Annotated in this window: 31 protein-coding genes; 1 reads left to right on the plus strand and 30 read right to left on the minus strand. The window is 45.1% G+C overall.

From position 1 onward, the window contains the following. Positions 1-86: 86 nt before the first annotated feature. The 7 genes from BLS69_RS15535 to BLS69_RS15565 all read right to left on the minus strand — a co-directional run bounded on the left by BLS69_RS15535 (position 87) and on the right by BLS69_RS15565 (position 7,875). Positions 87-2,054 carry a BglG family transcription antiterminator gene (locus BLS69_RS15535; RefSeq protein ID WP_091033051.1) on the minus strand — a complete coding sequence of 656 codons (1,968 nt, stop codon included), beginning with the start codon at positions 2,052-2,054 and terminating at the stop codon, positions 87-89. 52 nt (positions 2,055-2,106) lie between these two features. Next, positions 2,107-4,785 (minus strand): mannosylglycerate hydrolase, encoded by a 2,679-nt coding sequence (mngB, locus tag BLS69_RS15540; RefSeq protein WP_256332310.1) that lies wholly within the window; start codon positions 4,783-4,785, stop codon positions 2,107-2,109. Positions 4,786-4,812: 27 nt separating this feature from the next. After that, positions 4,813-5,931, minus strand: coding sequence for a PTS fructose transporter subunit IIC (locus BLS69_RS15545; RefSeq protein WP_091033056.1), 1,119 nt, complete (start codon positions 5,929-5,931; stop codon positions 4,813-4,815). A gap of 29 nt (positions 5,932-5,960) precedes the next feature. Further along, a complete protein-coding gene (locus BLS69_RS15550; RefSeq protein ID WP_091033059.1) occupies positions 5,961-6,278 on the minus strand; it encodes a PTS fructose transporter subunit IIB in 318 nt (105 codons plus the stop codon). Then, positions 6,278-6,733, minus strand: a complete 456-nt coding sequence (locus BLS69_RS15555) for a PTS sugar transporter subunit IIA (protein ID WP_091033061.1) — start codon at positions 6,731-6,733, stop codon at positions 6,278-6,280. Before BLS69_RS15555 ends, BLS69_RS15550 begins: the two co-directional genes overlap by 1 nt. Positions 6,734-6,957: 224 nt before the next feature. After that, on the minus strand, positions 6,958-7,242 hold the full coding sequence (locus tag BLS69_RS15560; RefSeq protein WP_091033063.1) for a hypothetical protein: 285 nt from the start codon (positions 7,240-7,242) through the stop codon (positions 6,958-6,960). 63 nt (positions 7,243-7,305) lie between these two features. Further along, positions 7,306-7,875 (minus strand): DMP19 family protein, encoded by a 570-nt coding sequence (locus BLS69_RS15565; RefSeq protein ID WP_091033065.1) that lies wholly within the window; start codon positions 7,873-7,875, stop codon positions 7,306-7,308. Positions 7,876-8,082: 207 nt separating this feature from the next. Here BLS69_RS15565 and BLS69_RS15570 point away from each other — a divergent pair, with 207 nt between their 5' ends. Further along, the gene (locus tag BLS69_RS15570) at positions 8,083-9,243 is read left to right on the plus strand and encodes a glycosyltransferase family 4 protein (RefSeq protein ID WP_256332311.1); all 1,161 of its coding nucleotides are present in this window, start codon (positions 8,083-8,085) and stop codon (positions 9,241-9,243) included. 295 nt (positions 9,244-9,538) lie between these two features. Here BLS69_RS15570 and BLS69_RS15575 read toward each other — a convergent pair whose 3' ends face one another. The 23 genes from BLS69_RS15575 to BLS69_RS15680 form a co-directional block, all read right to left on the minus strand. Beyond that, a complete protein-coding gene (locus BLS69_RS15575) occupies positions 9,539-10,210 on the minus strand; it encodes a DUF3298 and DUF4163 domain-containing protein (RefSeq protein WP_091033072.1) in 672 nt (223 codons plus the stop codon). Then, entirely contained in the window at positions 10,197-10,721 is a 525-nt protein-coding gene (locus tag BLS69_RS15580) for an NUDIX domain-containing protein (protein ID WP_091033074.1), read from the minus strand. Before BLS69_RS15580 ends, BLS69_RS15575 begins: the two co-directional genes overlap by 14 nt. Positions 10,722-10,981: 260 nt before the next feature. Then, on the minus strand, positions 10,982-11,644 hold the full coding sequence (locus tag BLS69_RS15585; RefSeq protein ID WP_091033077.1) for an HAD family hydrolase: 663 nt from the start codon (positions 11,642-11,644) through the stop codon (positions 10,982-10,984). Beyond that, complete coding sequence (locus BLS69_RS15590) at positions 11,631-12,092, minus strand: GNAT family N-acetyltransferase (RefSeq protein ID WP_091033080.1); 462 nt, start codon at positions 12,090-12,092, stop codon at positions 11,631-11,633. The genes BLS69_RS15585 and BLS69_RS15590 overlap by 14 nt, the downstream gene beginning before the upstream one ends. Before the next feature lie 95 nt (positions 12,093-12,187). After that, positions 12,188-12,358, minus strand: a complete 171-nt coding sequence (locus BLS69_RS15595) for a YHYH domain-containing protein (protein WP_094030640.1) — start codon at positions 12,356-12,358, stop codon at positions 12,188-12,190. A gap of 109 nt (positions 12,359-12,467) precedes the next feature. Then, complete coding sequence (locus BLS69_RS15600) at positions 12,468-13,244, minus strand: Cof-type HAD-IIB family hydrolase (protein WP_091033082.1); 777 nt, start codon at positions 13,242-13,244, stop codon at positions 12,468-12,470. A 94-nt stretch (positions 13,245-13,338) separates the two neighbouring features. Next, positions 13,339-14,901, minus strand: coding sequence for a PH domain-containing protein (locus BLS69_RS15605; RefSeq protein WP_091033085.1), 1,563 nt, complete (start codon positions 14,899-14,901; stop codon positions 13,339-13,341). After that, the gene (locus BLS69_RS15610; RefSeq protein WP_047842183.1) at positions 14,898-15,395 is read right to left on the minus strand and encodes a PH domain-containing protein; all 498 of its coding nucleotides are present in this window, start codon (positions 15,393-15,395) and stop codon (positions 14,898-14,900) included. Before BLS69_RS15610 ends, BLS69_RS15605 begins: the two co-directional genes overlap by 4 nt. A gap of 132 nt (positions 15,396-15,527) precedes the next feature. Beyond that, the gene (locus BLS69_RS15615) at positions 15,528-16,088 is read right to left on the minus strand and encodes a GNAT family N-acetyltransferase (protein WP_091033090.1); all 561 of its coding nucleotides are present in this window, start codon (positions 16,086-16,088) and stop codon (positions 15,528-15,530) included. Between the two features lie 27 nt (positions 16,089-16,115). Then, positions 16,116-16,538, minus strand: coding sequence for a YhfM domain-containing protein (locus tag BLS69_RS15620; RefSeq protein WP_091033094.1), 423 nt, complete (start codon positions 16,536-16,538; stop codon positions 16,116-16,118). Between the two features lie 98 nt (positions 16,539-16,636). Further along, positions 16,637-17,317, minus strand: a complete 681-nt coding sequence (locus BLS69_RS15625; RefSeq protein WP_091033096.1) for a zinc dependent phospholipase C family protein — start codon at positions 17,315-17,317, stop codon at positions 16,637-16,639. A 132-nt stretch (positions 17,318-17,449) separates the two neighbouring features. Next, positions 17,450-18,229 (minus strand): hypothetical protein, encoded by a 780-nt coding sequence (locus tag BLS69_RS15630; protein ID WP_091033098.1) that lies wholly within the window; start codon positions 18,227-18,229, stop codon positions 17,450-17,452. A 108-nt stretch (positions 18,230-18,337) separates the two neighbouring features. Then, positions 18,338-18,481 (minus strand): hypothetical protein, encoded by a 144-nt coding sequence (locus BLS69_RS32150; protein WP_165790066.1) that lies wholly within the window; start codon positions 18,479-18,481, stop codon positions 18,338-18,340. A gap of 178 nt (positions 18,482-18,659) precedes the next feature. Beyond that, the gene (locus BLS69_RS15635; protein ID WP_176872724.1) at positions 18,660-18,989 is read right to left on the minus strand and encodes an HIT domain-containing protein; all 330 of its coding nucleotides are present in this window, start codon (positions 18,987-18,989) and stop codon (positions 18,660-18,662) included. Positions 18,990-19,008: 19 nt separating this feature from the next. Next, a complete protein-coding gene (locus tag BLS69_RS15640; protein ID WP_091033102.1) occupies positions 19,009-19,461 on the minus strand; it encodes an NUDIX hydrolase in 453 nt (150 codons plus the stop codon). Between the two features lie 45 nt (positions 19,462-19,506). Further along, positions 19,507-20,097 carry an HD domain-containing protein gene (locus tag BLS69_RS15645; RefSeq protein ID WP_091033103.1) on the minus strand — a complete coding sequence of 197 codons (591 nt, stop codon included), beginning with the start codon at positions 20,095-20,097 and terminating at the stop codon, positions 19,507-19,509. A 30-nt stretch (positions 20,098-20,127) separates the two neighbouring features. Beyond that, positions 20,128-20,967 (minus strand): GNAT family N-acetyltransferase, encoded by an 840-nt coding sequence (locus tag BLS69_RS15650; protein WP_091033104.1) that lies wholly within the window; start codon positions 20,965-20,967, stop codon positions 20,128-20,130. A gap of 224 nt (positions 20,968-21,191) precedes the next feature. Continuing rightward, on the minus strand, positions 21,192-21,953 hold the full coding sequence (locus BLS69_RS15655; RefSeq protein WP_091033106.1) for an aminoglycoside adenylyltransferase domain-containing protein: 762 nt from the start codon (positions 21,951-21,953) through the stop codon (positions 21,192-21,194). Between the two features lie 26 nt (positions 21,954-21,979). Beyond that, positions 21,980-22,873, minus strand: a complete 894-nt coding sequence (locus BLS69_RS15660; RefSeq protein WP_091033107.1) for a PhzF family phenazine biosynthesis protein — start codon at positions 22,871-22,873, stop codon at positions 21,980-21,982. Then, positions 22,866-23,531: a Type 1 glutamine amidotransferase-like domain-containing protein gene (locus BLS69_RS15665; RefSeq protein WP_091033110.1), complete on the minus strand. Its 666-nt coding sequence runs from the start codon at positions 23,529-23,531 to the stop codon at positions 22,866-22,868. The genes BLS69_RS15660 and BLS69_RS15665 overlap by 8 nt, the downstream gene beginning before the upstream one ends. 20 nt (positions 23,532-23,551) lie before the next feature. Continuing rightward, positions 23,552-24,094: a GNAT family N-acetyltransferase gene (locus tag BLS69_RS15670; protein ID WP_091033113.1), complete on the minus strand. Its 543-nt coding sequence runs from the start codon at positions 24,092-24,094 to the stop codon at positions 23,552-23,554. Positions 24,095-24,120: 26 nt separating this feature from the next. Next, complete coding sequence (locus BLS69_RS15675) at positions 24,121-24,636, minus strand: nucleoside deaminase (RefSeq protein ID WP_091033118.1); 516 nt, start codon at positions 24,634-24,636, stop codon at positions 24,121-24,123. A 92-nt stretch (positions 24,637-24,728) separates the two neighbouring features. Further along, positions 24,729-25,295, minus strand: coding sequence for a phosphoglycerate mutase family protein (locus tag BLS69_RS15680; protein ID WP_091033122.1), 567 nt, complete (start codon positions 25,293-25,295; stop codon positions 24,729-24,731). Between the last annotated feature and the right edge of the window lie 14 nt (positions 25,296-25,309).

Here is a 25,309-nt window from a genome sequence, read left to right on the forward strand (position 1 = left end):
GCAATCAAAAAATCTAGGGATAACAGCGATCGGAAAGTTGTTCTGTACTCGGAGTGTCCGTGTAATAATCCATAAGTGAATATATATTAATACACTTCGGTACTTTTCAGACTCAACGTTTCGCATACAAGTTGGGCAAAGGCATCGAAGCTGCCGCAGGATCGCAGGCTTTCCAGCTGTTCCTCCTGCCGAATCAACTCTACAAACAGGTCATAGATACCCATCGCCTGTTCGTAATCCTCTTTGCAGATGGACAACATAAATATAGCATGTACTTCATTCTCCTCATCCCACGGAATCGGCTTCTCGAGCAGACATACCGATACGGTCGTACGGGTTGAACTCAGCTCCATGGGGTGCGGAATCGCCATGCCTCTTCCAAGCGCCGTTGAAGCCATCTTTTCCCGTTCCTGCACACCGGGCCAGAACTGCTCCGTCACGATTCCCTTCTCCAACAGTGCTCCGCTCATCTCAGCCATAAGTGTCATTTTGTCAGGCTGATCAGACCGAAACATGAACAAGTCCGGATCAAAGTAACGCAGCAGCGTCATTTCCTCCTGCTCATCACTAGTTCGCACCAGATGAGTAATCGTTGCCATATCGCGTTCCGATGGAATCGCAGCAATGACAGCCGAAGGTTTGCCTTTGGACTCCCGTAAGCGAATCGTGGAAATGACCAAGTCTTCGGGCACACTCCCCATCTCCTCGTACTCCCGTAGTGAAACTACACGAGAGACCTCCAACTCGGCAAATAAAGAACGCAATCTGGATTCAAGAATACGGGCTGTGCCATATCCTGATCCACAGACCAGCAATACGGATTTCCGTTTGCGATGAGGAATCTGATATTTACGTTCCAATGCTGCCCCAATGTGGAGAGCCAGGTAACCAATCTCGCTGTCATTGATTTCATGAGGTACATATGTCTGTAGCTGTTTCACTGCACTGATCGTAATCTCATAGGCGAGTGGATAATATTTACGTATATGTCCCAGCAGCGGATTCCGCATGTTCATGCCATGTTCCAAGCGAGTAATCATGGGTTTCAGATGGGCATACAGATCATTCGGCAAGCGGTCATCATCCCGCAGATCATAGGTGTAGCGATCATAGATATGTCCTAGCATCTGCTGTACAGCAACATATAACGGGTCACTTTGAAGTCCATTCCAATCGGTAGCGGTCATTTTTTTGCTAATAATATGAAGCAACAGATAATCTCGCTCTCCGACTGGACAATGAATGGAATATAACGACTCCAGATCCTGAATAATCTGCTGCGCAAGTTGCTGATCCTGAGCATTCGCCTCCACTTTCTCGAATTGCTTCAGTTCATGTCCCTGCTTAATACGCAATACCATAACCGCCAGATGCGTAATCAGATCTTTCAGTGCCACATCTGCAATACGAACATCCTGTTGGCCTACATGGCGAATAACGATCTCGCGGATATGCGCGGGTTCAATTGGATACAACAAACGTTCCTGTGCAGCAGTCATTCCTTCGAGACCCAGTTCTTCATCTCGCGCATCGGCGTACTCGGCAAGGCAATAACGGAACCTTTGCTCGTCTCCGACGACCTTCACACCATGTCCTGGCTTGATCTGAAGCTGAAGCTGATAGTTCTCCAGAATCTGACGAATAATCTTCAGGTCATTGTTCATCGTCGCACGGCTTATAAACAGCTGATCAGCGAGGTCTTCCATCTTGATATGACCCGGTTCACCAAGCAGCTTGAACAATTCATAACGGATACGCTCATCCGGTGACCCAGGTACGGGCGCACCTGTTTGCCGATCATCCTGTCGTTCCTCCAACAGCTCATCATACCGCTTTGCATCATGCACACGAATGGAATATCCCCGTCCACGCTTGGACTCCAGGCTCCCGCCATGCCCCTCTAGGATATGATCCAACTTTTTCAGATCATCCCGAATGGTACGCACGGTTACCTCCAGCTTGTCTGCAAGTGCTTGGCTCGTCCAAGCCTGTTCCTGTCCTTCACCATGAATGAGTTGGAACAGCTTTTTCAACCGTTTTGTTGGAAAAATCATACCGATATCCGACCTCCCTTCTGATCAGGATTGTGTCAAACTAAAGCTCACTTTATATCGATACAAGTACAGTCATCAATTTGCAATGTGCAAGCTCCGGCAAACGAACAAACTCTTCTCCATCGGTTAACCTCTGCTGAGGTTCCAGTGGTTGTTCAGCAAGAGATACACGCTCTGCATGTACAGGCTGATTAAAGTGTATGTTCACGTTTGCAGACTGTGCCAAATATGGATTGAAGACACGTACAATGTAACCCTCACTCTGCTCTGCTTTCTTGAAGCTGCTTAACACCACGTTGGAATCGTCGCTGAACGACATCAAGCTGTAGTCGGGTTCCAGCACACGTTCCTCATCTCGGAAAGCAAAGATCAGTCGTCCGTTCAAGAAGTCGCACAGCTGATAACTGCTGATCGGTGTCAAATATTCACGCGCAGCACGAGCTACATTTGCTTCGTCGAATCCAGAAGTCTGGATATGCAGGCCAAAGGTAAAGGAGAGCTCGCCAAGCAATTGCGCGTCCGGTGTTGCTACAATTTTCTCACCGGAAGCCCGGCCAGGACGATACAACAGATTCTCCTTACCCATGAAACCGAAGGTACGGAACAAGGTCAGGGCAATGGTATCCATTTGCTCACCAACAATCTCATACTCACGTACACCTTCCGTCATCACAGCCATACCATGCGAACCGTTGTTCAACCCGGCATAACTCTGCATCGCTTCAATGGTGATTGGTTTCTCCTGCCATTGTTCGCGCTCCCATACCTCCACTTCTGGCAATGAGGTTGGACGAGCAATCACACCGAAAGGCTGATCTGCAATGGATAGGGCGGAAGCAATTCCTGTATCAAAAAGGACACGCAGACGGTGGCTGAACACTTCATTCTGCACCTGAACGTGGAAACGGATCAGATTCTCTCCTTTGCGAAGAGATATCTCCACTTGCATTGGCAATGCTCCCGACGTGATGCCTGCGGCGCGCTCTTCCAGATCGTAGGGCACATCTAACGTGAAACGCAGGGATAGTGTCTGAGATACGGACGTTTGGGTAGTAGTCGCACTCATCTGGCTACCTGCCGAAGAAACAATCAGGTCCCGCTCGGGTGGAGAATAATTGTAGGAATCTCCGTCATCCCCATTATCTTCAAAGACCATTTGATCTGCATACACTCGGCCTGATCGCTTGTCTGTAATTTGCAAGGTGCCATTCGCTTGTAGTGCAATGGTGAAATGTTCATTTTCAATCGTTTCCCCGTTACGCCGCTCCATGACAGGTGCAGTTCCCTGACTGAAATCAAACACAATCTGGGTGTAACCCATTGCCGGGACTTCTTGCAATTCAACCAGCAGCTTCGCGCGATATACGCGTTCCGGCAGATGCACTTTGCGACTTGGATTCAGGTCAATGTGTTGTCCAAGCACATAATCGGTCTGATCTGCTTTTTCTACAATGGTGTAGGCCAGCTCGCGTCCCTTCGTATCCCGAATCACAAAGGATTCTTCAGGAATATAAGCTTCGATCTCGGTAACCCCGCCTCGCACATACGGTAGCGTGTTGAACAGGGTGAACGCAAATGTCTCCTCCTGCTGAATCGTTGAAGCAATCATCCGCATATGCAGGTCAAGCAAATTAAGTGCGATATCGTAGGCCTGTTTGTAACGGAACGCAACGTCCTGATTCGTTGTATCGCTGTTACAGCCACCGATGCTGTCATGTGCCGCATTCTCAAACAACAGCTTCCAGATGTCCTCCACAATGCGATGCGGGTAATCATGTCCGAGAGAATGGCTAATCGCAAGTACCGGTTCTAGCGTGTTAGCAATCAGATTCTCAATCCGGTTATTCTGTTGCTTGAGATCCGCACGGGTGGAAAAAATGGACTTGTGAATCCGCATGTGCTTGGCTTCCATCAATTCACCCCGAAGTACAGGCAGATCCTGACTATCCGCTTCGATCTCCGCCAGAAAACGTTCCGGTTCATTCATCACATATTCGCGTTCTGTATCCAGCGCATTGAAGCGTTCAATCAATTCCGGCAGGTTTAACCGGACAGGAGCTTGATCAAACCCATTGGGGAAATAGATATGCCTGGTGGAGGCTTTCCGTTCAAGCGAACCAATCTGTTTCTCCAGATAAGGGATCAGATCTTCTTCATTTTCCGGAATGTTACCGCCGTAGTAATACCCAAATGGCATCTGTACAGCAAATACACGACTGCCATCCGATCCTTCCCACGTAAACTCGGTATGTGGATTCGTATTATCTGATACGCCTCTCCAGAACAGGAAACGTTCAATGCCGAACTCGCGATAGATCTGCGGCATCTGTGCCGATTGTCCAAACGCATCCGGGACATAACCGACCTTCATCGCATGTCCGTACTTTTGTGCTGTTTTCATACCATAATACAGGTTTCGGACCATGGATTCACTGGAAATCACCAATTGATCCGTCTGGGTATACCAGGGTCCCGTCATCAGTCGTTTGGCTGAAACCAGTTGGCGGATCCGTTCCTCATCTTCTGGACACCAGCGGATGTAATCATCCAGCAGCGAGCCCTGTGCATCCAGCAGGTAATAATGAAATCCTTCGATATTCTCCAGTGCATTCAATACTTCCTTGACGTGTTTGACGAGATACACTTTGGAACGGGAGGTCGTAAAATACCATTCCCGGTCCCAGTGTGTATGTGGAATCACATGTACTTTGGTACGATTGCTCTCACTCATATCTCTATATCCCTCCAGATGCTTTTTTTAGTCAAAAACGAGTTCGATTTCTTCCCCGTTTTTCTTCACCGAAGCTTCCTGAGTCTTCGCAGGCTGTTTCTCTTCTTCATCACGGAAGTTCACCAGCATGGTGCCCCCCGCCACGATCAATGCGCCGACTATTCCTCCGGCAAGGTACGCGATTGGGGTACCTACTGACACAGCTCCATATAAGCCGCCGATTGGTGGCATGATGATATGTGCTCCCAACAATGCAGTCAGAGCAGCACCCGTTGCACAGGCAAACATGTTGACGAGAATCATCTTTGCAGGATTACGCAGTGTGAACGGAATTGCACCTTCCGTGATACCGATCACACCCATAATCACTGCACCTTTGCCCGCTTCCTGATAGGTTTTGGAAAAACGTTTCTTCATCAGCAATGTTGCTAAGCCATAACCAAGTGGTGGAATGCAGATGGCAATGTTAATGAAAATATTCGGCAGATAGACACCAGACAGGAACAGGGCATTGCCTGCCATCCATGCCGCTTTGTTGACGGGTCCGCCGAGATCAAATCCGATCATCGCTCCCAGAATAATCGCAAGTAGAACGGTATTTGTTCCGCTCTGGCTCATATTTTGAACCCAAGCAATGAGATATTCATTCAGTGCGCCCAGTGGGCCACCCAGAATGACTGCCATCAAAAATCCGGTTAAACCTACGGTAATCAGCGGCAAAATGATTAACGGTACCGAGCCAGCGGCCGGACCTGTAATCTTAACTTTGTTTTTAACCCACAAGGTGATGTATCCGGCAAAAAAACCGGAGATCAACGCGCCGAGGAAACCGGCGTTAGTCTGCTGTGCCAGCACCCCACCGATCAGACCTGCGGCCAGCGCAGGTTTGTCGGCAATGGAGTACGCGATGTAACCGGACAGGACAATCGTTAATAGTCCGATGCCGCTCCACCCTACATTTTGCACGAGATATAAAATATGCAAGAATCCGCTTCCATCTTTGTACGGATCAAGATCAGTAATGCCCATCGTTAGTGCGATAATTTTACAGATGGCAACGACCAGGGAACCCGCGATAATGACCGGCAGCAGATAGGAGATACCTGTCATTAGATGTGTTTTTGCTTCACCAAACCATTTTCTCATCGTACTCTCTCCTCATGTGGAAGGTGGGGTTAAGCTTGTGCGTTCACAGCCTCGACGGCTTTGCTTAATACCGCTTCTGCCTGACTTACGGCATGACCAATTTTGACACGTACGACTTTTTTATCGCCAAACCGATCCATGTCCTTCACCGTTTGATCCGCTGCAATCAGGACAAAATTCGCTGCAGCAATATCTTCTTCCGTCAGCTTGTTGACTTGCCCCATGGCTCCCTGCTGTTCCACTTTAATCTCATATCCCAGTTGCTGAGCTGCTTTCTCCAATGCTTTGGCCGCCATCGGAGTATGAGCGAGACCTGCAATACATGACGTTACACCTACGATTTTCATTATGACACCAGTCCTTCCGTATATTGATGAAGCAACGTATATACATCTTCCGGCTGCACCGCTTCTGCGATGGCCTCTTTGAATGAATCTTCCAGCAATAAGGTCGCAAGTGAAGAGATGATTTGCAGATGGGATACGTCTACATGACCTTTAGGCACAAGGATGGCAAAAATATATTTTACCGGCTTGCCGTCATGAGATTCCCAATCTATGGGCTCCCGTAATCGAATGACCATCACTGCCGGACGTGTTACAACTTCACTCTGGGTATGGGGAATCGCAAAGTGATCCTGAAGTCCGGTGGAGTAGACACGTTCGCGTTCCCACAGATCAGCCGCAAGTTGCGCACGGTTTGTAGTGATGCCGTAACGCTCTGCCTCCGCAGATATAAAATTAAATACGTCCTCTTTGCTATGCCATGTCTGATCGAGATAAATCTGATTGGTTGTAATCATGATCTCTGTCTCTCCTCCTCTCTCTATCCAAAACAATAAGCGCTTACAAGATCATTGTAACGGATTCTGCCTGGACCTTGGATCTAGAAAATTTCCCCTTCGAAGCGGAAAAACATTAGCCATAGCAAAAACCCTGAGTCTAATAGACTCAGGGCCGTGTCATTGAGTTTTAATTCATGTGCTGCGAAAGCAGCGTAAGGAACAGGTCCTATATGGACAATACTTCAAGAACGCTGTGTCCAACGCTGCATTCCTGATCGAAGCCCGTAATATGCTGCGGCGAGCAAAACGAATCCGGCAACAGCCATGATCATGGATGTTGTATCCCACCGAACAATAGTTCCAAAAGCAACTTTGGATTGTAATGGGTTACCGTAGGTAGCGGTGTTTGTCAGATCAGGTACGTAATTCATAGTCATGATCATACCTTGGACGACATTCCAAGCTGCAAAACCGATGATGAATAACAGGGTAACCAGAACGGATTCCATTGCTAATCGTTTGTTCATGCTTGTCATTTACCTCCTCAATTATGGTTGTGAAGGATTGCTTTATACGAAGTCTCTTTCCATTTAATTGGACAAGATGTGCTGCATCTCCTGTTTTAGACGATCTTTATTTTCATCCACATACTGATACAGCAAGTCGAAGCTTTCTTCGTTATCCGATTGCATGCTCAAATTCGCGGCTTCCAGTTCAATCTGCTGTAATACCTCATGAATCTGTTCCCCGTGTGTTTGCAGGCTTGTCGTGATGTCGTTCTCGGACAGCCCATTCACATTATCTCGTAATTGCCCGTGCGTTACGCCGCTTTCGGACAACATCTGCTCTATCTTCTTCAAGATCACGGCATCTGCATCATTGCCGATCCGCTCCATAGCTGTTATCGTCTCACCCAGGTACTGCCCGCTGGCATTCTCAAGGAAACCGGTCATCCCGTTCATGGACAGCTCGGTATCGAGATCGGTGATCAGAATGATATCTCGCAATACTTGCGGAAGTTCCTGCCCACTTTCTCGAATTGTCGCAAATTCAGCCCGGTAAAGGTCCATGGCAACACTCCCCACCACTTCTTCACCTGACATCTCTTCAAGCTGATCGAGTGGTAACAACTCCTGCAATTCTTCTTGTAACTTGTTCATCTTTCTCTGCCTCCTGTATCTCTATCTATATATACGCCGACACGTTATTACATCATAGCAGAATACGCTATACAAGTTGAACTTATGGAAGTTTACATGTTCGTACCGAAGTCATTTTACAGGGAATATCGTCAAGTTAACGTGCACTTGACCTCTGGAAAATGTTCCGCTGTTATGATCTTGGCATCACGAGTCTTGGGAGGGGTAATGATGCGCCTAGTCTTGTTCACAGACACCTATCTTCCGGAAACCAATGGTGTTGCTGGCACGCTCCACCGCTTAAGTAACCATCTGAACCGCAGAAGAATTGAACATCTGCTGTTTACTCCGAACTCCGTCATTGAAGGAAGCCATGAGACTCAAGTCAGATCGGTTGCCAATATCCCTTTTTTTCTGTATCCCGAATGCCGCATTGCTCTACCCAACAGAGCAGACACGCACAAGCAGCTACAAACCTTTCAACCCGATCTGCTGCATATCGCCACACCTTTTAATATGGGGCTGCTTGGTCTGAGGTATGCGCTTAAACATCATCTTCCGCATGTTGTCTCCTACCATACCCACTTCGATCGTTATCTCGAATATTACCGGTTGAAAAGTATGATTCCTCTCTACTGGAAATATATCCAATGGTTCCACCGCGCCTGTGATGCAACCCTAACTCCATCGCAGGAAACGTTAAACACCCTGCAAACCCAAGGCATTCAGCGTCTGAAACTTTGGTCTCGCGGGATTGATTGTAACCTGTACTCCCCTGATAAACGCAGCTCGGATATCCGTGAACGATACCACATCACCGCTCCCCTTATTCTACTCTACGTTGGTCGCATTGCCCCGGAAAAAGACATCGCTACGCTCACAACTACCATGCAGCTGTTGCCCCAGGAAATGCAGTCCCGTGTACACTGGATTATCGTTGGCGACGGCCCATCTCTTCCCAAAATGCGTCTGCAATCCCCACCCAATGTCACCTTTACAGGATATATGCATGGCGAAGAACTTGCTGTTATGTATGCTTCGGCAGATCTGTTTGTGTTTCCTTCCTCTACGGAGACATTTGGCAATGTAGTGCTGGAAGCGATGGCTTCCGGACTTCCTGTGGTGGCGGCCAATGCCGGAGGTGTAAAGGATCTGGTATCCCACCACCGTAATGGTGTATTATTCGAGCCAGGTCAGGCTGATGCACTGATTCGGGAGATATGTCTCTGGGGAAATCACGGGAACCAATTGCGGATGATGGGACTGGAAGGCAGAAAGCTGGCTGAGCAACGGTCGTGGGAGCACATTTTTGACACACTGATCGGGGATTATGAGGAAGCTATAGAACATCGGAACAGAAAAACAAAAGATCGAATTATTACAGCATAGTCTGATGAAATCATCTTCTTCCAATAACCCATAACTACCGCCTCTGCCCTATGCAAAGTTATACCGGTGCGTCCGTTCAGGCTGCCGCAGCATGTGCACGCTGCTACGGTCGGCCTGAAACATGTTTGCAATACGTTTCATAACAAAACCTGCATCTTGGAATGGGTTGAGCTATTACACGGTATGTAGACACATAGAGCCGCAGTTATTAGAATTATTTAAAATATTTTAATGATTGTATATAGAAAAAGACATGACCTCATCGAACTGGATCATGTCTTTTATTGCATACGATCTATTGGTTGAATTTACTGTACGGGACTTTGATATCAACAAACCCTTTAGCGTAGGGTGCAACCTCATAAGGATAGAATCGGATGACGATCCCTTTATCATATAAAAAGAATTCAGATGTTTGATCAAGCTCAAAATCATATATATTTTCTTCAAAAATAGAATCTCCTGCATTATACATGGCTAATAGACTGTTTGAAATTGATTTCTCTACCTTCTCCATCTGAGTATCATCTTTAACATACTCACTTAGCTTCAGTTCTTTCCCCGTTCTTAAATCATAGTTATATGATTTTGTCGCATCCATTCCATGTGCTCCGCCAGTGTACACATGATCTTCATATACCACAGATAACTTTTCTTTTGCATTGTATTTTACACTGGCCATGGTAATGTAGAAATAATTTTTGTTTAATTTCTTTTCTTCTTTGTCCAGGCGAGCTGCTTTCACTGCGTGAAGTTTAAATGTCTTGTTCAGCTTATCCGTCACAGATTTATTTCCACCTGTTAGATGTATGTATGGCTGTCCTTTGTAATATTGGACCTTCGTTTTCACTGTAATCGTGATGCCTGCCTCTACATGACTACTCGGAAGAATGATAGCAATCAGTACAGTGATCAGCAGGTAATTTATCCATCTCCATTTTTTTCTTTCCATTCTATAATTCAACATTATTGATAACCCCCTTTGGCTCAAATGATATCGTTTCTTGCATTCTGTTCCATATTACCTGTGGAGTACCCTTTAGGTCTGTTCCGCTCTGAACGTTGCCAATCCATATATCTTCTGCTCCCGGATGTTGTAAATAGTGCCTAAGCGTTGCTTTGATCAGAATAGACGAATGTAAGTCCAACACCTCATCCAATGGTATCCAGAATAACTCGCCTTCATCCGAGGGCACAAAATGTCGATGCGTGGTCTCTCCGAAATATACAAACTGCTGCCATATCTCACCACCGTTAACCTCCAACAGAATATATCGAAGCCGAAAGTGTTCGACATCCTCTTGCGTGAACCCGGTCTCTTCTTCAATCTCCCGATAGCTGGCGCTCATGGGTATGTTCAGTTCCCCTTGTTCCAGATGCCCGCCAATGCTACCCCAAAATTCAAAATCAAATAGTCTGCTACCCGCCTTCTTCATCATCAGCATGTCTGAGCCATTGCTCAAAAACGCTGTAGCCATCTGTCTAATCTCCATATGTATGTTCCTCGCTTTCCGGACTGTGATTATAGTAGTCTTTATCTATATAAACTGAACTAAAGAATATTTACACTAGTCACTCCGATGACAGAACAACCTTCCGATCGCTGTTATCCCCAGATTTTTTGATTCCTTTCCTAAGGGGAAAAATCCGGGGATAAAGGCGAACGCTTCGCTTCCTTAGGTTATTTCTGTCTTCTCCGTTTTGTGTAAATGTTATATTCAATTTATATAACCGTCTTCTAAAGCAGTTTCTTCAACTCACTTAGATGTGCAATCGTATGTAAAGGACCCGACGTAATGCTGTCCTGCCACGGCTGGTTGACCTTGATCCAGATGGTGCTCATGCCTACGCTTGCTGCTCCTTCAATATCGTTCACGGGATGATCGCCAATGTAAATGCATTGCTCTGGTCTTAGACCGAAATGATCGAGCGCAAGCTGAAATATCCGTGGATCGGGCTTTTTGACTCCAGCCTCTTCTGAAACAATAATATGGTCGTAATCCTCCCGGATACCGAGTTGATCGATTTTTCCATACTGAATATCGGTCTGCCCATTGGTGATTAACCCGGTTTGGTATTTCCCCCGCAGATGCTGAACGACTTCTCGCGCCTGTTCCATCAGAACTGAACTTCGCACATACTCTCTGCCATAGAACTCCATCAGTTCTGCATGTGGCGGATGCTCTGCCCAGGGCAGTTCATGCAACAACTCGTTGAACAGAAAGGGTTTGTCCTTATAACCATCTTCATCGAGTTCAATGATTCTTTTGAGGATATCCTCCGTGGACTCAAGATGGGCAAAATAGGTTTTAATCAAACTCCGAGCGAAGCCGTCAAAGGTCATCGTTCTGTTCAGAATTGTATTGTCCAAATCAAAAATAACGGCTTTAATATGATCCATCTTCCTTCTCCCCCAATTCCAGTACATGTGTTATCTTCTCCATACTCGTCACTTCTCTAAATCCCAAGTCGCGATAAAAAGAGCCGGCAACCGGTTGATCCGTGTACAGAACCAGTCGAGCGTAATGTTTTTCCGCTTTTTGAATAACCGCATCCATCAGCCTGCGCCCAACCCCATGTCTTCGAAATTCTCTCATCACATAAAGTCTGCGAATTCTTCCGGTATCAATCATTTCAGAATAAGGATCTCTGTTCAAACCGCAGATCCCAACCACCTTATTGTGCATTCTGCATTCAAAAAGCGCTTCATCTTCTTGCTCAAATGTATTGATTCCTGTCTCATATTCATGGATTAATCGCTCGATATGTCTGAACCCCTCACTGGAGCTTTCGGCCAGCACCGGCACTAATTCGTCATGATTCCATACCGATATCTCCTGAATCCGCATGGTGTAACCGCCTCCAACATGTTAAATCAATGGTACACATGCAAAACCCAACCATACATTGAATGATGGCCGGGTTTATCTTGTACAGCTCATTCTCATTTTTTCTTTTTGTGATAGTGATAACCCGTGCACAGACCCTTTTGCTTGGATTTGGCTGAACAGTTATGTCCACCGTTCTTGTCCAGTCTGCCTGGATGAGCATAAGCGGAAGAGGATACACCAACAAGTACAACAAGAGACAGAATTACGATAACAACCTTTTTCATAAGTCACCCTTCGATCAACACCCTATGCTTTAGGGCTTAATACATGCTATATCATTCTACATGAAAATCCACATTTTGGATATCCTTCATCTTTTTAGCCGATCCATTCTCATAAAATCTTATATTGCTTCAATGCATAGGTGACCCCATCTTCACTTGCCCGCAGGGTGACATAATCGGCGCTTTGTTTAATTCGTTCTCCGCCATTTCCCATCCCAATTCCGATTCCCGCATAATCTAGCAGATCCACATCATTCTCCCCATCGCCAAAGGCCATTGTATCCTCTCTGGATATCTTCAGGTAGTCGAGAACTTTCTCTGCGGCTATAGATTTGCTGACTTCGCTCGCTTCCAGCACATTCACTACATACGGATGGAATCTCACGAATCGTAAGAAAGGAAATCTGGACTGGAATTTATCCGTCTCCGCCTCATCCGCATATAAGCAAATACAATATACGTCCTGTTCCAACGTGCTGATTTTCTGCGGAAAATCCATGAGTCCAAGCGTATCTCTTAAGGCCTCAGAAACACGACCATCTGCTGTACACAACCCGTTCGTCTCAAATGACTCTGTAAAATATGAAATACTATGCCCTTGCAACTCGGCAAACTCACTGAATGCTCTAACCATCTGTGCTGAAAGTACAGACTTATGTATCACTTCATCACCTGCTTTGATCAATGCCCCATTAGCCGAAATGATCGTATCGATTCCGAGATTTCTGAATTCTTCGCATAAATTATAGGGCCTGCCTGTGACAAGTACGACTTGAACGCCTTTACGAATCAATTCCCGGATCGACTCTGCTGTACGCGGTGATAAACTCCGATCTATCTCGCTCAGCAATGTACCGTCTACATCAAAGAACACAGCTTTCATCAAAATGACCTTCCTCCTCTAATCTGCTTCCTGGGACTTCAAGTAAAAAGAGCAAGTACAGAATAACCTAATGTGGTCTTCCTGCCTTGCTCTTGCGTTAACGGGTCTGAACATCTTGGGTACGTCCCATGTACCATGATTGAAATGATTCCGCCGTATTCAGGGGAATGTCATGTGCCCGATGATGCAGAACAGGTTTGGCGCGGTTTACCGTATGAATGGAAGCCACACCGAACCAACGCTGTAACACATTACGGGTGATCTGCACTTCAATGACTTTCTCACGTTTGGAGATGAAGAGTGTTGAAGTAAGTGCACCGGTTCGAAGTTGAATGAAATTCTGATGCAGAATGTATCGGGTATGGAAAAAGTCCATCACTCTGCATGTTGCAATCCACACAAGCAGAATCGCGGAAATCATCAACCAGGCATGTTTCTGCCCAAACACCACTGGTTTGAAATACCACAATAAACCCGTGATCATAATCCATCCCCAGCTTGGTTTGAGCAGGCGCAGCCATAGTGATATTCGTGGAAGTTTTTCCATCTCTTGCGTAACCCGATAGGATGGCAGGATCTCCTCAATCAGGGTATAGGCTTGCTTCACAGGCAAGAAGGGATAGAGCGAGTTCACCTCCTGCTCGGATTCTCCCAGACTACCTGCAGTGGTCAGTTCTACTTCCGCCAGTCCAAGCAGCCTTTTCATCGGTGACTGAGTGATTTTCACGGCCTGAACGCGTTCTTTCAGGATTGAAAATGACGTTTGCTCCATCATGCCCTTCGAGATATAGATCCGCTTGGCATCCGAGGTGATCTGGAAGTTTCCATACTTCACGAAGGTTCTGACTATGCCCAGAGCAATAGATATGATCAATAAAACCAAAATCATCAAACTGGCAATCCACCAGGAATCAAGCCAGGTTAATAACAAACTTTCCGTTACTTCTTCATCAGGGAAGAAGTCCTTCACCCAGGAATAGAGCGTAGCCAGGACCGGAATCAGTACGAGAAAGCTGAGCGAGGTAAAGGATGCTTTGAATATGTCCTTGCGGGTGGAATGATAATGAACAATCCGTTCCTGTTTTTCTTTTGCAGGTAGAGGCATGGCTTCATCAGTTATAACAGGGGCGGATTGCGTCTCTCCCTCTTCCATATCCTGAACTGCATCCAACGTATCACGTTCCTCTGTTGCTCCTACTGTTTCTGCATCTTCTGCCAGATAACCCGCTACAATCTTCTCCAACTGCTCCGCTTCGGAAAGTGAAACAACGTGTAACTGGAAGGTAGCATCTTCTCCCTTGATTCCGGTCTCGAATCGAATCGACGTCACGCGGAACAACCGATGAAACAGCGTCGTATGTCGGTTCACGTTCTGGACCTTGGTATACGGTATCGTTCTTCGAGTACGGTTGAACACACCACTGTAGATGTGAAAGGCCTTATCGTCTGCTGTGTAACGAGAAGTGAACCACTTCCAGATGATCGACACGATGCCGATGGAAATCCCTGCATAAAAGGCGATTCTTCCATAGAAGAGCCATTGGGACTCTGAGCCCTGACGGAAGACAAACAAAAACAGGATGATGGCGAACGAATTCTTCACCAGTTTCCACAGACTCCACAGCATGGTTAATGGATGATGTCGCTTCATATCGATCATTCATCCACCTCATTAATCCGCGCATAGGACGCAATCTGATGACGAAGTGCAAGCGCAACTTCCTCTGGCAAGGCGGGGATTTCATGTGATGAACCCATCGTGCCAACCGATACGGAATAGAGTCCATATTTTCGCATCAAAGGTCCCTGATTTGTTGTAACCGATTGCACTTTCGCCATGGGGATGATCTGGTGTACCTTGGTTAGCGCCCCACGCTTCAATTGCAGGAACTCCTCATTCACATCATAGTACCAATGCTTGTATAACCATGACGGCTGGATGAAAATATCCCACACCGCATATAGTACAGATATGGCCGTGACGCCCCACAAAATCCAACCAATCCACGTCTTCCATCCATAGATGGAGTCGAGTATTAACAGTACGGCAAGAATTAGAAAGCCTATCACATTCCATATGATGGCGCTAATTCTCCACAAGTTTACCGCATGAGGGGACAGCCGTTGCTCGGGTGTATTCCACTGGATTGACATATGTTCACTCCTTTTTTCCTCGGGTACATAAAAACACACATGGTACACTGTACGAACAATCGTTCACGATCGATGCAAAAAGATAAAGAGATGACCCCTATACAATACAGGTCGTCATCTCTTTTGTACGTTTCATTTTAGTATAAAATCCTGTACTTCACACAGCCAAACCATATGATCTGTTCCTTCGCCACAGTAGTTCTTTGCCACGACATAGGGTTCACCGAATTTGCGTTGCCACTTCTTCTGTGCGATCTGGTAACCGCTATCCAGGCAGAATTGCTGGATTCCCAACCGTTGCAGTTCAGTAACCAGTGCAAGAATGAGCGCCGAACCAACCCCCTGTCCTTGAACCTCGGGCAACACATACAGGCTACCCAGTTCTCCGATATCATTCAGCCGGCCCTCTGTACATTCTCGAATCTCCTTACCACACGGTCCATACGAGATAGTGCCTACAATAACATCTCCCATTTTGGCGACGAGGAAAAATACATTTGCTTCTATGTTGTCCTTTGCATGCAATTCCTCGTGAATCATCGCTTTTTTCTGTGCTATTTCGCCCTGAATATCATCCAGAAGCGAGCCTATTCCCTCCTGATCAAATGCTGCAGGAATGGTTGTCTCGAACACCTGATACGCTCCATCTGCATCTGATTGCGTTAAAGGTTCAATGGTAATTTTGTCATCCACAGGTTCTTCTCCGTTCCATATACCTTCTTAATCTGTACGTCGCTGGATCAGTCTTCTTAGTTGATTCGAATCCTCAAGGGATATGCTATATCCAATGTTCGTGTCTTCATGGTTGACTAACAGGCCTTGCATCTCGGGATCCATTCCTAATGAAAAATCATACCGTGTTATCGAGCTGTCCGCATTTGTTATGCTCATGACGTACTCTGTACCATAATCAAGAATGCCCTGCATACGCTCTGTCTTATGTATGGCCTCCATCATAATTCGAATCTCGTCAGGTCGATCAAACTCAACATCTTGGCATGGTTCCAAGCCGAGGTTGGGATTACACGTTAAAGTGATCAGTACAGGAAGCCCTTCTTCCGCGTTCGATTCATTCGGTTTGTTGCACCCTGCAATGAACGTGGCAATGACAAATACGAGCAACACTCCTACATATTTCACCATACTGCATGCCTCCCTAACTTATTATTAAATAGACAAGTAATTAGTAGAGAAGTAATAAATACAGCATCTAGTGACTCAACTTCACTAACCATCTATAGTCATATCCAGTTACGTAACTCCGGGTCCCATGAAGACAACAAAGCGGTCAGTCGATCTACGGTCTCTTCCACAAATACCTGAACTCTCTCACCCGTGATGAACTCAGGAGTAATTCCCGGTTCTTCCCCATTAAGAAAAGAAAACGTGTGGTCCCGCCAGCGTACAATCTCATCAGCAGTTAAACGATCCGTCATGTCATAACCCGGTGAACTGTTGAGCACCTGCCATACCTCTTCGCTCCAACTTGAACCTTGATAGAGATTAAAATCGATCTGGTCCGTCTCCTGGTAATATAAACGCGCTAGTTCATCCTTCGATCTGCTACTGCCTGTATATTGATCTACCTCGTTGACCCGTTCGACGAATTCAGGATGCACACTACGAAACCAGTAATAGTCTGTCAGCACATGCATAAAGTATCCTCGCACAAACCACTTCCATCCTTCATCGGTAAGTTGTTGCATATAGCTTGAGTAGAGATCCTTCAGTTCACCAACGTAATCTCCATGATCTTTCGGGTTAAAATGGGTGTATTCCTTATCATCTCTGGTTGTACCTTCGCGCATATGTATGGAATCCGGGGCGATATTCCCCAGATAGAATGGACCTCGATCAGCCTGCATTTGCAGCGAGTTTGCAATCAGATTAGCAATATTGAGATGAACCATAGGTAACGGCATAGAGTTAATCTCCTTTTATCGGGAAGTATTCTACTATACTTAGAAAAATGATATAGGCTACTGGTGCAACGTACAGATCACGTGAATAGTGACCTCCGCTATGTTCCACCTTTTTTCATCGTAATTACGTAATTAACCTTGTGTTCTCTCCAATTGCATCCGGTCAAACAGCTGCTCCAGATCCGTATGGTACTCCGGGTGCTCCTTCACAAGCAGACTAATGTATTCCGACCCACATTCATAGAACATCAAGCGGTTAAACGGAGCTGTGTCTCCAAAATGATTGCTTTCCTGTCCAAATTTTGCCCGAATCAGATTCTCAATATAACGCGCGTAACCCTCGTTCCACTCCAACCAGCTCCAATACTCGGCTTGTTCTTCATTTAATGAAGTGAACAACGCCTTTCTAGCCGTGTGTACTAGTGTCAGGTCTTTACTCTTCAAAGCAGTCAACAATGAGTTAATCCGCTCCACAACAATTTCATCTTCATACGGAAAATCATAATCCAGTTCCCATGTCACGCGCTTCAGTTCGTCCATTTTATGCTTAATCTTGAGACGGTTGACGATCCGTTCATCATATTTCTCATATACATAACAATGAACATATTCGTGGAACAGATAAACTTTCTGTTCCAGATCTTTGAACGCTGTATCCGTTACGATCGCACACATTCGTCCGTTCATATGATGCACCGGCATAGCAGCAAGGCATTCATCTGGAATATATAAATCGTCCGGTACCGTCTTCACCCACTCATATTGCTGCGTTTTGGACGAATAATCATAGATATATAATAAAGCTTCATAGGCTACAACCACTGGATAATGTTCTGCAAACAAAGGATGTAGGCTAACCAAGTCCTTCTGAAGCTCGTTTAACTCGTTAATTTGCTCTAAAAAAGCATCCATGTCATTAACCCTCTCTTTACTGGATTGATGCGTTAATCATACTAGAATAGGAAAGATAAAACACTGAGAGAAAAATGATAATTCTGTTCGAGTGTGAGGTGGTGAATGTTAGAACCGCTCTCCGCGTTTCTCATACAGGTAGATATCCAGTGCCTGAATCCCACGCCGGGCAAGCTTAATAAACAGGATCAGTGCATACACACCCAGTCCGTATAACAACACATTAATCAACATTAGAAATATAGTAATCATAATTGTTATTCCTCCTATGAATCTATTAAACTACCACTCCCTATTCTAGCATATTTTTCCTCAGTTAACTTTTATGGTGGATGTAAAAGTCATTCGGTGTACTTATTGATTCAAAACGAAAAAAACTTCCACATCCGTAAGTGAACGGTGGAAGTTTGTTAATCCGGTATACAGTTTTCTAAGTTCGTTCACCACTGACTATATGCCAATGCTGATGCTTCGAGTCTTGATAACTGCCCAAGTTAGTTACAATCTTCGATGAGCCTGTCTGAGCTAACAAGTCAGCAGCTACTTTTTTAATGACCTGCATCATTTCTAAGAGTAGCTCATCATTATTCTCTTCCTCTTCTGAAATGAAGGACTGAATATGAATCTTGGGAATTACAACAATGTGATGCTTGTAGTATGGCCGAGTGTGATGATAAGCCATAACGTTATTTGTTTCCATGACAACTTTGACTTGCGTTTTACCACTCAGCACCTCATCACAATAGAAGTCCTGTGTCATAATATCCCCCCTCTTACTATTAAGTTCTGATATATCCTGCCTTCTTCAACACATATTCCGTAAACGGATTGATCTCAGGGATCGGCTGATTCAGATCGAAATATCGGAGTTCCAGCCCTTCATCATCCATAATGGTTGGGCTGCCCTGGATACCTGCAGCTTCATAAACAGCCATGACGTTGTAAACTTCATCACCATGTGGATACTGATAGTACATGTCCTCACCTGAAAAAATGCTAATGAGTTTATACGATTCCGCTCTCAGTCCGGCCTCTTCATACAATTCCCGCGCAGCTGTTTCCTCCAAAGACTCCCCGGGTTCCATTGATCCCCCAAGTGTCCCCCAATCCAAGCTATCTGTACGTTTTTGTAGCAACAGGTGACCTTCCTCGTTGAAAACGAGTACACATGAGCCCGCCATAATTAGAGGACGCGGGCCCACCAGTTTTCTTAGCTCCATGATATATCCCATCCATGCTTCTCCCCCATCTTCAAAGTGCATACGTGAAACGTACCCTTATGATTTGGTCAAGATTCCCTGATCCACGGATTTCTGAATAAGCTGCTGCGCATACTCCCACAATGTTTCGGAACCGTTTGCAATTTCACGGTTTCTGTTTAACACCTGTTCACTTGTAATGTTATATTTCTGCCAAGTATCTCCCTCATTCTGATGATTGTGGATAAGAGGCTGCAACCGATCGAGAGATGAGGCAAATTGTGCTTCAGGCGTCTGCTTTGCTTCAAACTCTAACCATAACTGGAGTAGTTCTTCAGCCTGTTCCTTAGGCAACATACCAAATAGCCGATGAGCCGCTTGAAGTTCACGATCATATTTATCCGTATTCCCCACCGTATCGTAGGCAAAAGTATCTCCCGCATCGATCTCAACCAGATCATGAACGAGAAGCATCTTAATGACTTTAAGAATATCCACATCCTTGTTGGCGTGACTCTGTAAAACCAAGGCCATCATCGCCAGATGCCAGGAATGCTCCGCATCATTTTCAAGTCTCTCCCCATGCATTATTCTCGTCTTTCGTTCAATTGTCTTCAGTTTATCAATCTCAATGAGAAATTGAATCTGATCCTGTAATGATTCGCTCACAGCACATCCTCCTTCATATCCGATACCCGTCTACGTGGATAGATCATACCAGTAAACTCTATAGTTAAAATCCAGTGACATGCCCACACCCTGTGCCAGACGAATTGAGCCAGCATTATCCGGTGAACAATCCCAATACGGATGTATGCCTACACGACCGCATTCTTCTACAAAAGCTTTTGCCACCATCGCACCATAATTTCTTCTTCTGTAGACTTCAACCGTTTCAATATCAACCGCATGTGTCTGATCTGCGATAAATGCAGAAAGGCAAACACTCGCGATATCATCATTATGCACTGCAATATAGCCAAAGCCATGTTGCAAAAAATCATCTATTGTCGTCCAGAAGTGAGAGATTTTATCCATCAGAAAAGGAGAATTGTTATATCTTTTCTCTCCTAATAGTACTTCATCTATCCTGAGAATTCTGACTTTCTCGTCCTGTGAATCACATATGTCGAGAGGTGCTTGCTGACTTATCAGATTTGGATTCAACTTGAATACATGCTGAATATCACTGGGGATATCTCTTTTCCCGGAGATGTGCCGAAGAACATCTTCCCAGGCTTCGTCCATCACACCAATTTCAACAGCATGAATATGTAAGTTTAATAATTCAGGTTCAATACGTTCCCGCATGTACTCTTTCAATTCATTCAGAAAGGGTTCACTTCGAGAATCTCCGATCAACTGAAAACCAGATTGTCCATGTATCCAAATTAGAGCTGCTGTGATATTCTCTGCATCATCTACATAGATCCGTCCCGGGTTCAAGCCATACGCCACCGCTTTGACTTCAATATTCTCACATGAGTCCGTGAGATGTTTTACTTTATGGAATTCATATTTATTAATCTCGGTAATCATAGGTTCATTCCTCCCGAATTCAAAACAAAGCCCTAAAGCGTGTGTAACCTCTATTAAATCGTATATTCATAGATTCTCGTCTCTTCATCATCAAGCAGATATCCTTTGCCGATATAGGCCCAGTTATGTGGAAGCTTGATTCCGAGCCCCATTGTTTCCAGAAATACTGTACTGCCTCTTGCAGCACGTCCGGCTTCTGCCGAATATCAAAAATTTGCAACATGTTAATTTCCCTTCACGTGGATCTGATCCAACATATATTCCGCATACTCCAGAAGTAAGGCTTCACTCAAATTCACATTCTCCAGATCACCATTGTACTTTGCAAGGCATTGTGAGATGACCTCCTTGTATTTAGAGGGAAGGTTTGTAAGTGCCCATTCTCCTGCTTCTCGCTTGGAGTGAATGACTGAATCTTTCACATACAAAAGAACCCGAGACAGACTCAATACATAGTAGACCGGGTTTTCCACAATTTCTTCAATTGCTGAACTCGCGTCCGATGTGATTGAGGCAATCATATGTTCACGATTTTCCGGTTGAAACAGATCCCTAATAGGTTTACCTTCCAGCACAATACCTCGATCATAGATGACCGCCATATGTGCTACCAGATCCGGATCTTCATATCCGCCACAGAGATATTGCTCATCCGTTCGATATTTCTCCCGGTGATAAGCAGAGTAATGAAATTCGAAAGGAGTAGGGTATGCCATGGCAACAATCGCAGTTTCCAGTACAACACTGAGTTCAAAACCTTTCGTAATGTGCATCTCATCTTCAATATGCATTAGCTTTTGTGCAATCCTTTGATAGGTGTCGGCAGATCGCTTTTCCCGGCTAACGACCAAAATATCGATATCACTCTGATTTGGATGAAAGCATCCCATGGCCATAGAACCGTGTAGATATATCCCCACCAAGGCATCCGTTAATTCTTCTTTCAAAACATGAGTAACGCTATCTAAAACAGTTTTTTCATTCAACAAGAGCAACTCCTTTATGTATAGGATCAGGTGTCCAATTCAACATTCAGTTCACGCACAAAAACAGCTGTCCCCTTCATTCTGACATCCATATCCTCACCATCCCGAATCACACTCACTTGAACCTTTCCATCTCTTCCAATCTCATGTCCTTGCTCTACCAAAAACTTCACCTCATCAATCTCCGGTTTCAAATAGGTTAAATAATAAGCACCCATCACACCGGAGGCTGTTCCAGTCACTGGATCTTCCGTCGTACCTGAGTAAGGTGAAGAGAAATGTCTGGCATGCATCATCGCATCGGAATCACGGGTTTCGAAACAAAAGGGATGTAGGGAAGCTTTCGGATTTTCAAGTAAAATACCAGGGAACAGGGAAGAATCCGGTTTCATTTTCATAAAAGAGTTTAGTTCACGAATCGGGATTAATAACGTCCAGGTTCCTGTACTTCCATAAACGATTGGAGTAGAAAGGTCAACATCATCCAGAGTTAGGTTTATGGCGCTTACCAGCTTCTCGATATCCCCCTGGAACGGTATAAACTGCGGCTGATCCTGTTTCATTTCCATGTAAATGGTGTTGGCAATGCGCTCAAATCGTATGGGTAATGTACCTACATTGGTTTCAATCGTGATTAACTCACTGTCACTCAACATACCACGCGTCTTCAAACCATAGAGTGATGCCATTGTGGCATGACCACACAGATTAATCTCATGGCCCGGGGTAAAATAACGTAATCTGACATCAGCTACTTCAGAGTTCAACACAAATACCGTCTCATTAAAACCAACTTGATAAGCGATCTGCTGCATCGCGATCTCACTCAAATGATCAGCATCAAAAACCACTCCTGCAGGGTTCCCTTGGCCGGGAACTGTGGAGAAAGCGTCATAATGATAGACCGTAATATTACTCATCAACAGACCCACTCTCTCTGTAATCTACGAGACTCACATTTCCATATAACTCTACGCTTTCACCATCAATTACAAGCCCGCCACCATCTTGGCACACATAAACCGCCGTACGATTAACACGGGTATACTCTCTTAATGAATTCAGGGCGTCTTCCGAACCATCCCAGTGCGGTGCAAACTCAAAATCAACGAGCCCCAGTGCTTTCATATCTTTCAGATCTACATTGTTTTCATCTGCATCTTCCCCATACCCAGCTATCTCTATCGTAGGTGTAGTCAGAATACTGCCTGCGCTGACCCCAATCAGAATGCCACCACTCTTCACATAGGAACGCAGCAAACCAAGCACATTTCTCTTCTGTAATAAACTTAGAAAATAAAACGTATTTCCTCCGGATAGATGAATCGCATCACATTCAAAAATAGAGCCAAATGTGCTCTCCTCATACTCCAGATCAAGATCATAATATTGAATGTTATCGATTCCTACTTGATTATAATAACGTCTGGTGTGTTCAAAATATTTCCGCTCCGGATCGGAACACGAAGGAATATATCCGATGGAAGGCTGTTCACTGTTGAATAAGCGTAATATTTTCTGATCCAATTTATCGTTAGATTCGAATACCAAATCACTTAGCAGAACCAACGTACTCATCTGATTTCCTCCCGTACCTATTAGACTAGCTTAAACTCTCTATCCAAAATCGAGAAAAAGTACTGGTCTGTCCACTGATTGTTCCACCATAGTTCTTCCTGGAAGATGGCCTCGCGTGTCATTCCCACATGCTGCATCAGTGCTGCTGAGCGAACGTTTTGTGAATTGCACATGCCGACGACCTTATGAGCTTGTAACTCTTGAAATGCAAATTGTAACAAAAGTCGGGTAGCTTCACTCCCGTATCCTCTACCTGCATAATCCGAAAGTACAGCGTATCCAAGTTCCCAGCTTTTTCGGTAATCTACATAACTCCACATCTGAACGATACCAATGGGTGTATCTTCCGGATCATCCATGCGGCGTATAACGAAATCATAGGCATACGGTTTCTCATCTGCGACAGCAAAATGACTGCGATATTTCTCACGGACCTTTTCCTCATCCGTTTCAACAGTTTCCTCAAAGCTCCATATGTTTGTATCACATTCAAGTTGACCTATGAAGTCGAGGTCCTGCTCTGTGACTGTTGTTATTTTGACCTTCTCTCCCACGAATTCCATGTGGATTCATCCCCTTTGGATTAGGATCATTGTTTGGGAATCTCCCATTCTGTATTAAGCAATCCTCTACCAATATTCCATTTGGCGAGCAATGCTCTCTGTTTATTTTCCAGATCAAGGTATGGTGCTGCAACACAGGATAACGTGTCAAACATATGGATAAAATGAGGCCCTTCCTTGAAACGTCGAAGCCCGCCATATTCTTCATCATCTGCTGCCCATACAATCTTCTTAATCCCCGACATTAATATGGTGCACGAACACATGGGACAAGGCTCACAGGTAGTATAAAGCGTCAAGTCTTTCTTCTTCGAGAATTTCTTCTTCTCTACATCCAGCAAATGTTTTCCTGCCCGACGAATGGCATCCACCTCAGCATGTGCGGTGGGGTCGCAATCCGAGAAGACTCGGTTCCGGCCTTTACTCACGACAATCCCATCCACATCCACGATTATCGCACCAATCGGATACGTTCCTTCAGTAAATGATTGTTCTGCTTCTTCCAGAGCCAAAGTTAGATACTCATAATCCGATAACTTCATTGAAAATCCCCCTAAGTGCAGTTATAGTCGCTTATAAAGCAGATCCTTGTCTAATGTGTAGTAAAAGAGATTGTCGGGATCTCCTTTAAAAGTTAAAAGTTCTTGATCGTGTACTGCCCTGCTTCACCAAGAAAATCACTTTTGGTTACCCCTTCTTCTCCGAGTACCATCCTGTAGTTCGATATCGTACCATCATGGGAAATGATAAACGTATTGCCGCTCTGTTGCCTGCACCATTCAAGAAGCTGCTCAGCTAATATTTTGAATCGACGTGCATCCATCTGATTAATACTCTCTTCCCAACAATCCAATCCCAACTCAACCATTCTTAAGTCAGTATACTGATGGCTGAGTTCTTCCTTGGAGTAGGTCTGATCGCAGACGAAAGGTACAACTGGACTCTGAGGAAACATTCTTGGGCCAACCAGCGGGCTTAAGAACACAAGATTTTTGTTAGGGATGAGAAGTTGTGCTGTTTCGATCGTACGTTTCGTTGGACTGACCAAAATGACGTCTTCAGGTGCAAAAACCACTTGTTCTCGCAACGCTATGACCTGACTTTTTCCCAATTCAGTGAGGCCAGGATGCAGACAATTTAATTGGTTTGGGTAGTCTTTCAAGTGTTCGCCATGACCATGACGAATAAATGTAATGTCCATAGGCACCTGTCCCT

The organism is Paenibacillus sp. CF095 (assembly GCF_900101225.1).
In the GTDB taxonomy this organism is placed as follows: domain Bacteria; phylum Bacillota; class Bacilli; order Paenibacillales; family Paenibacillaceae; genus Paenibacillus.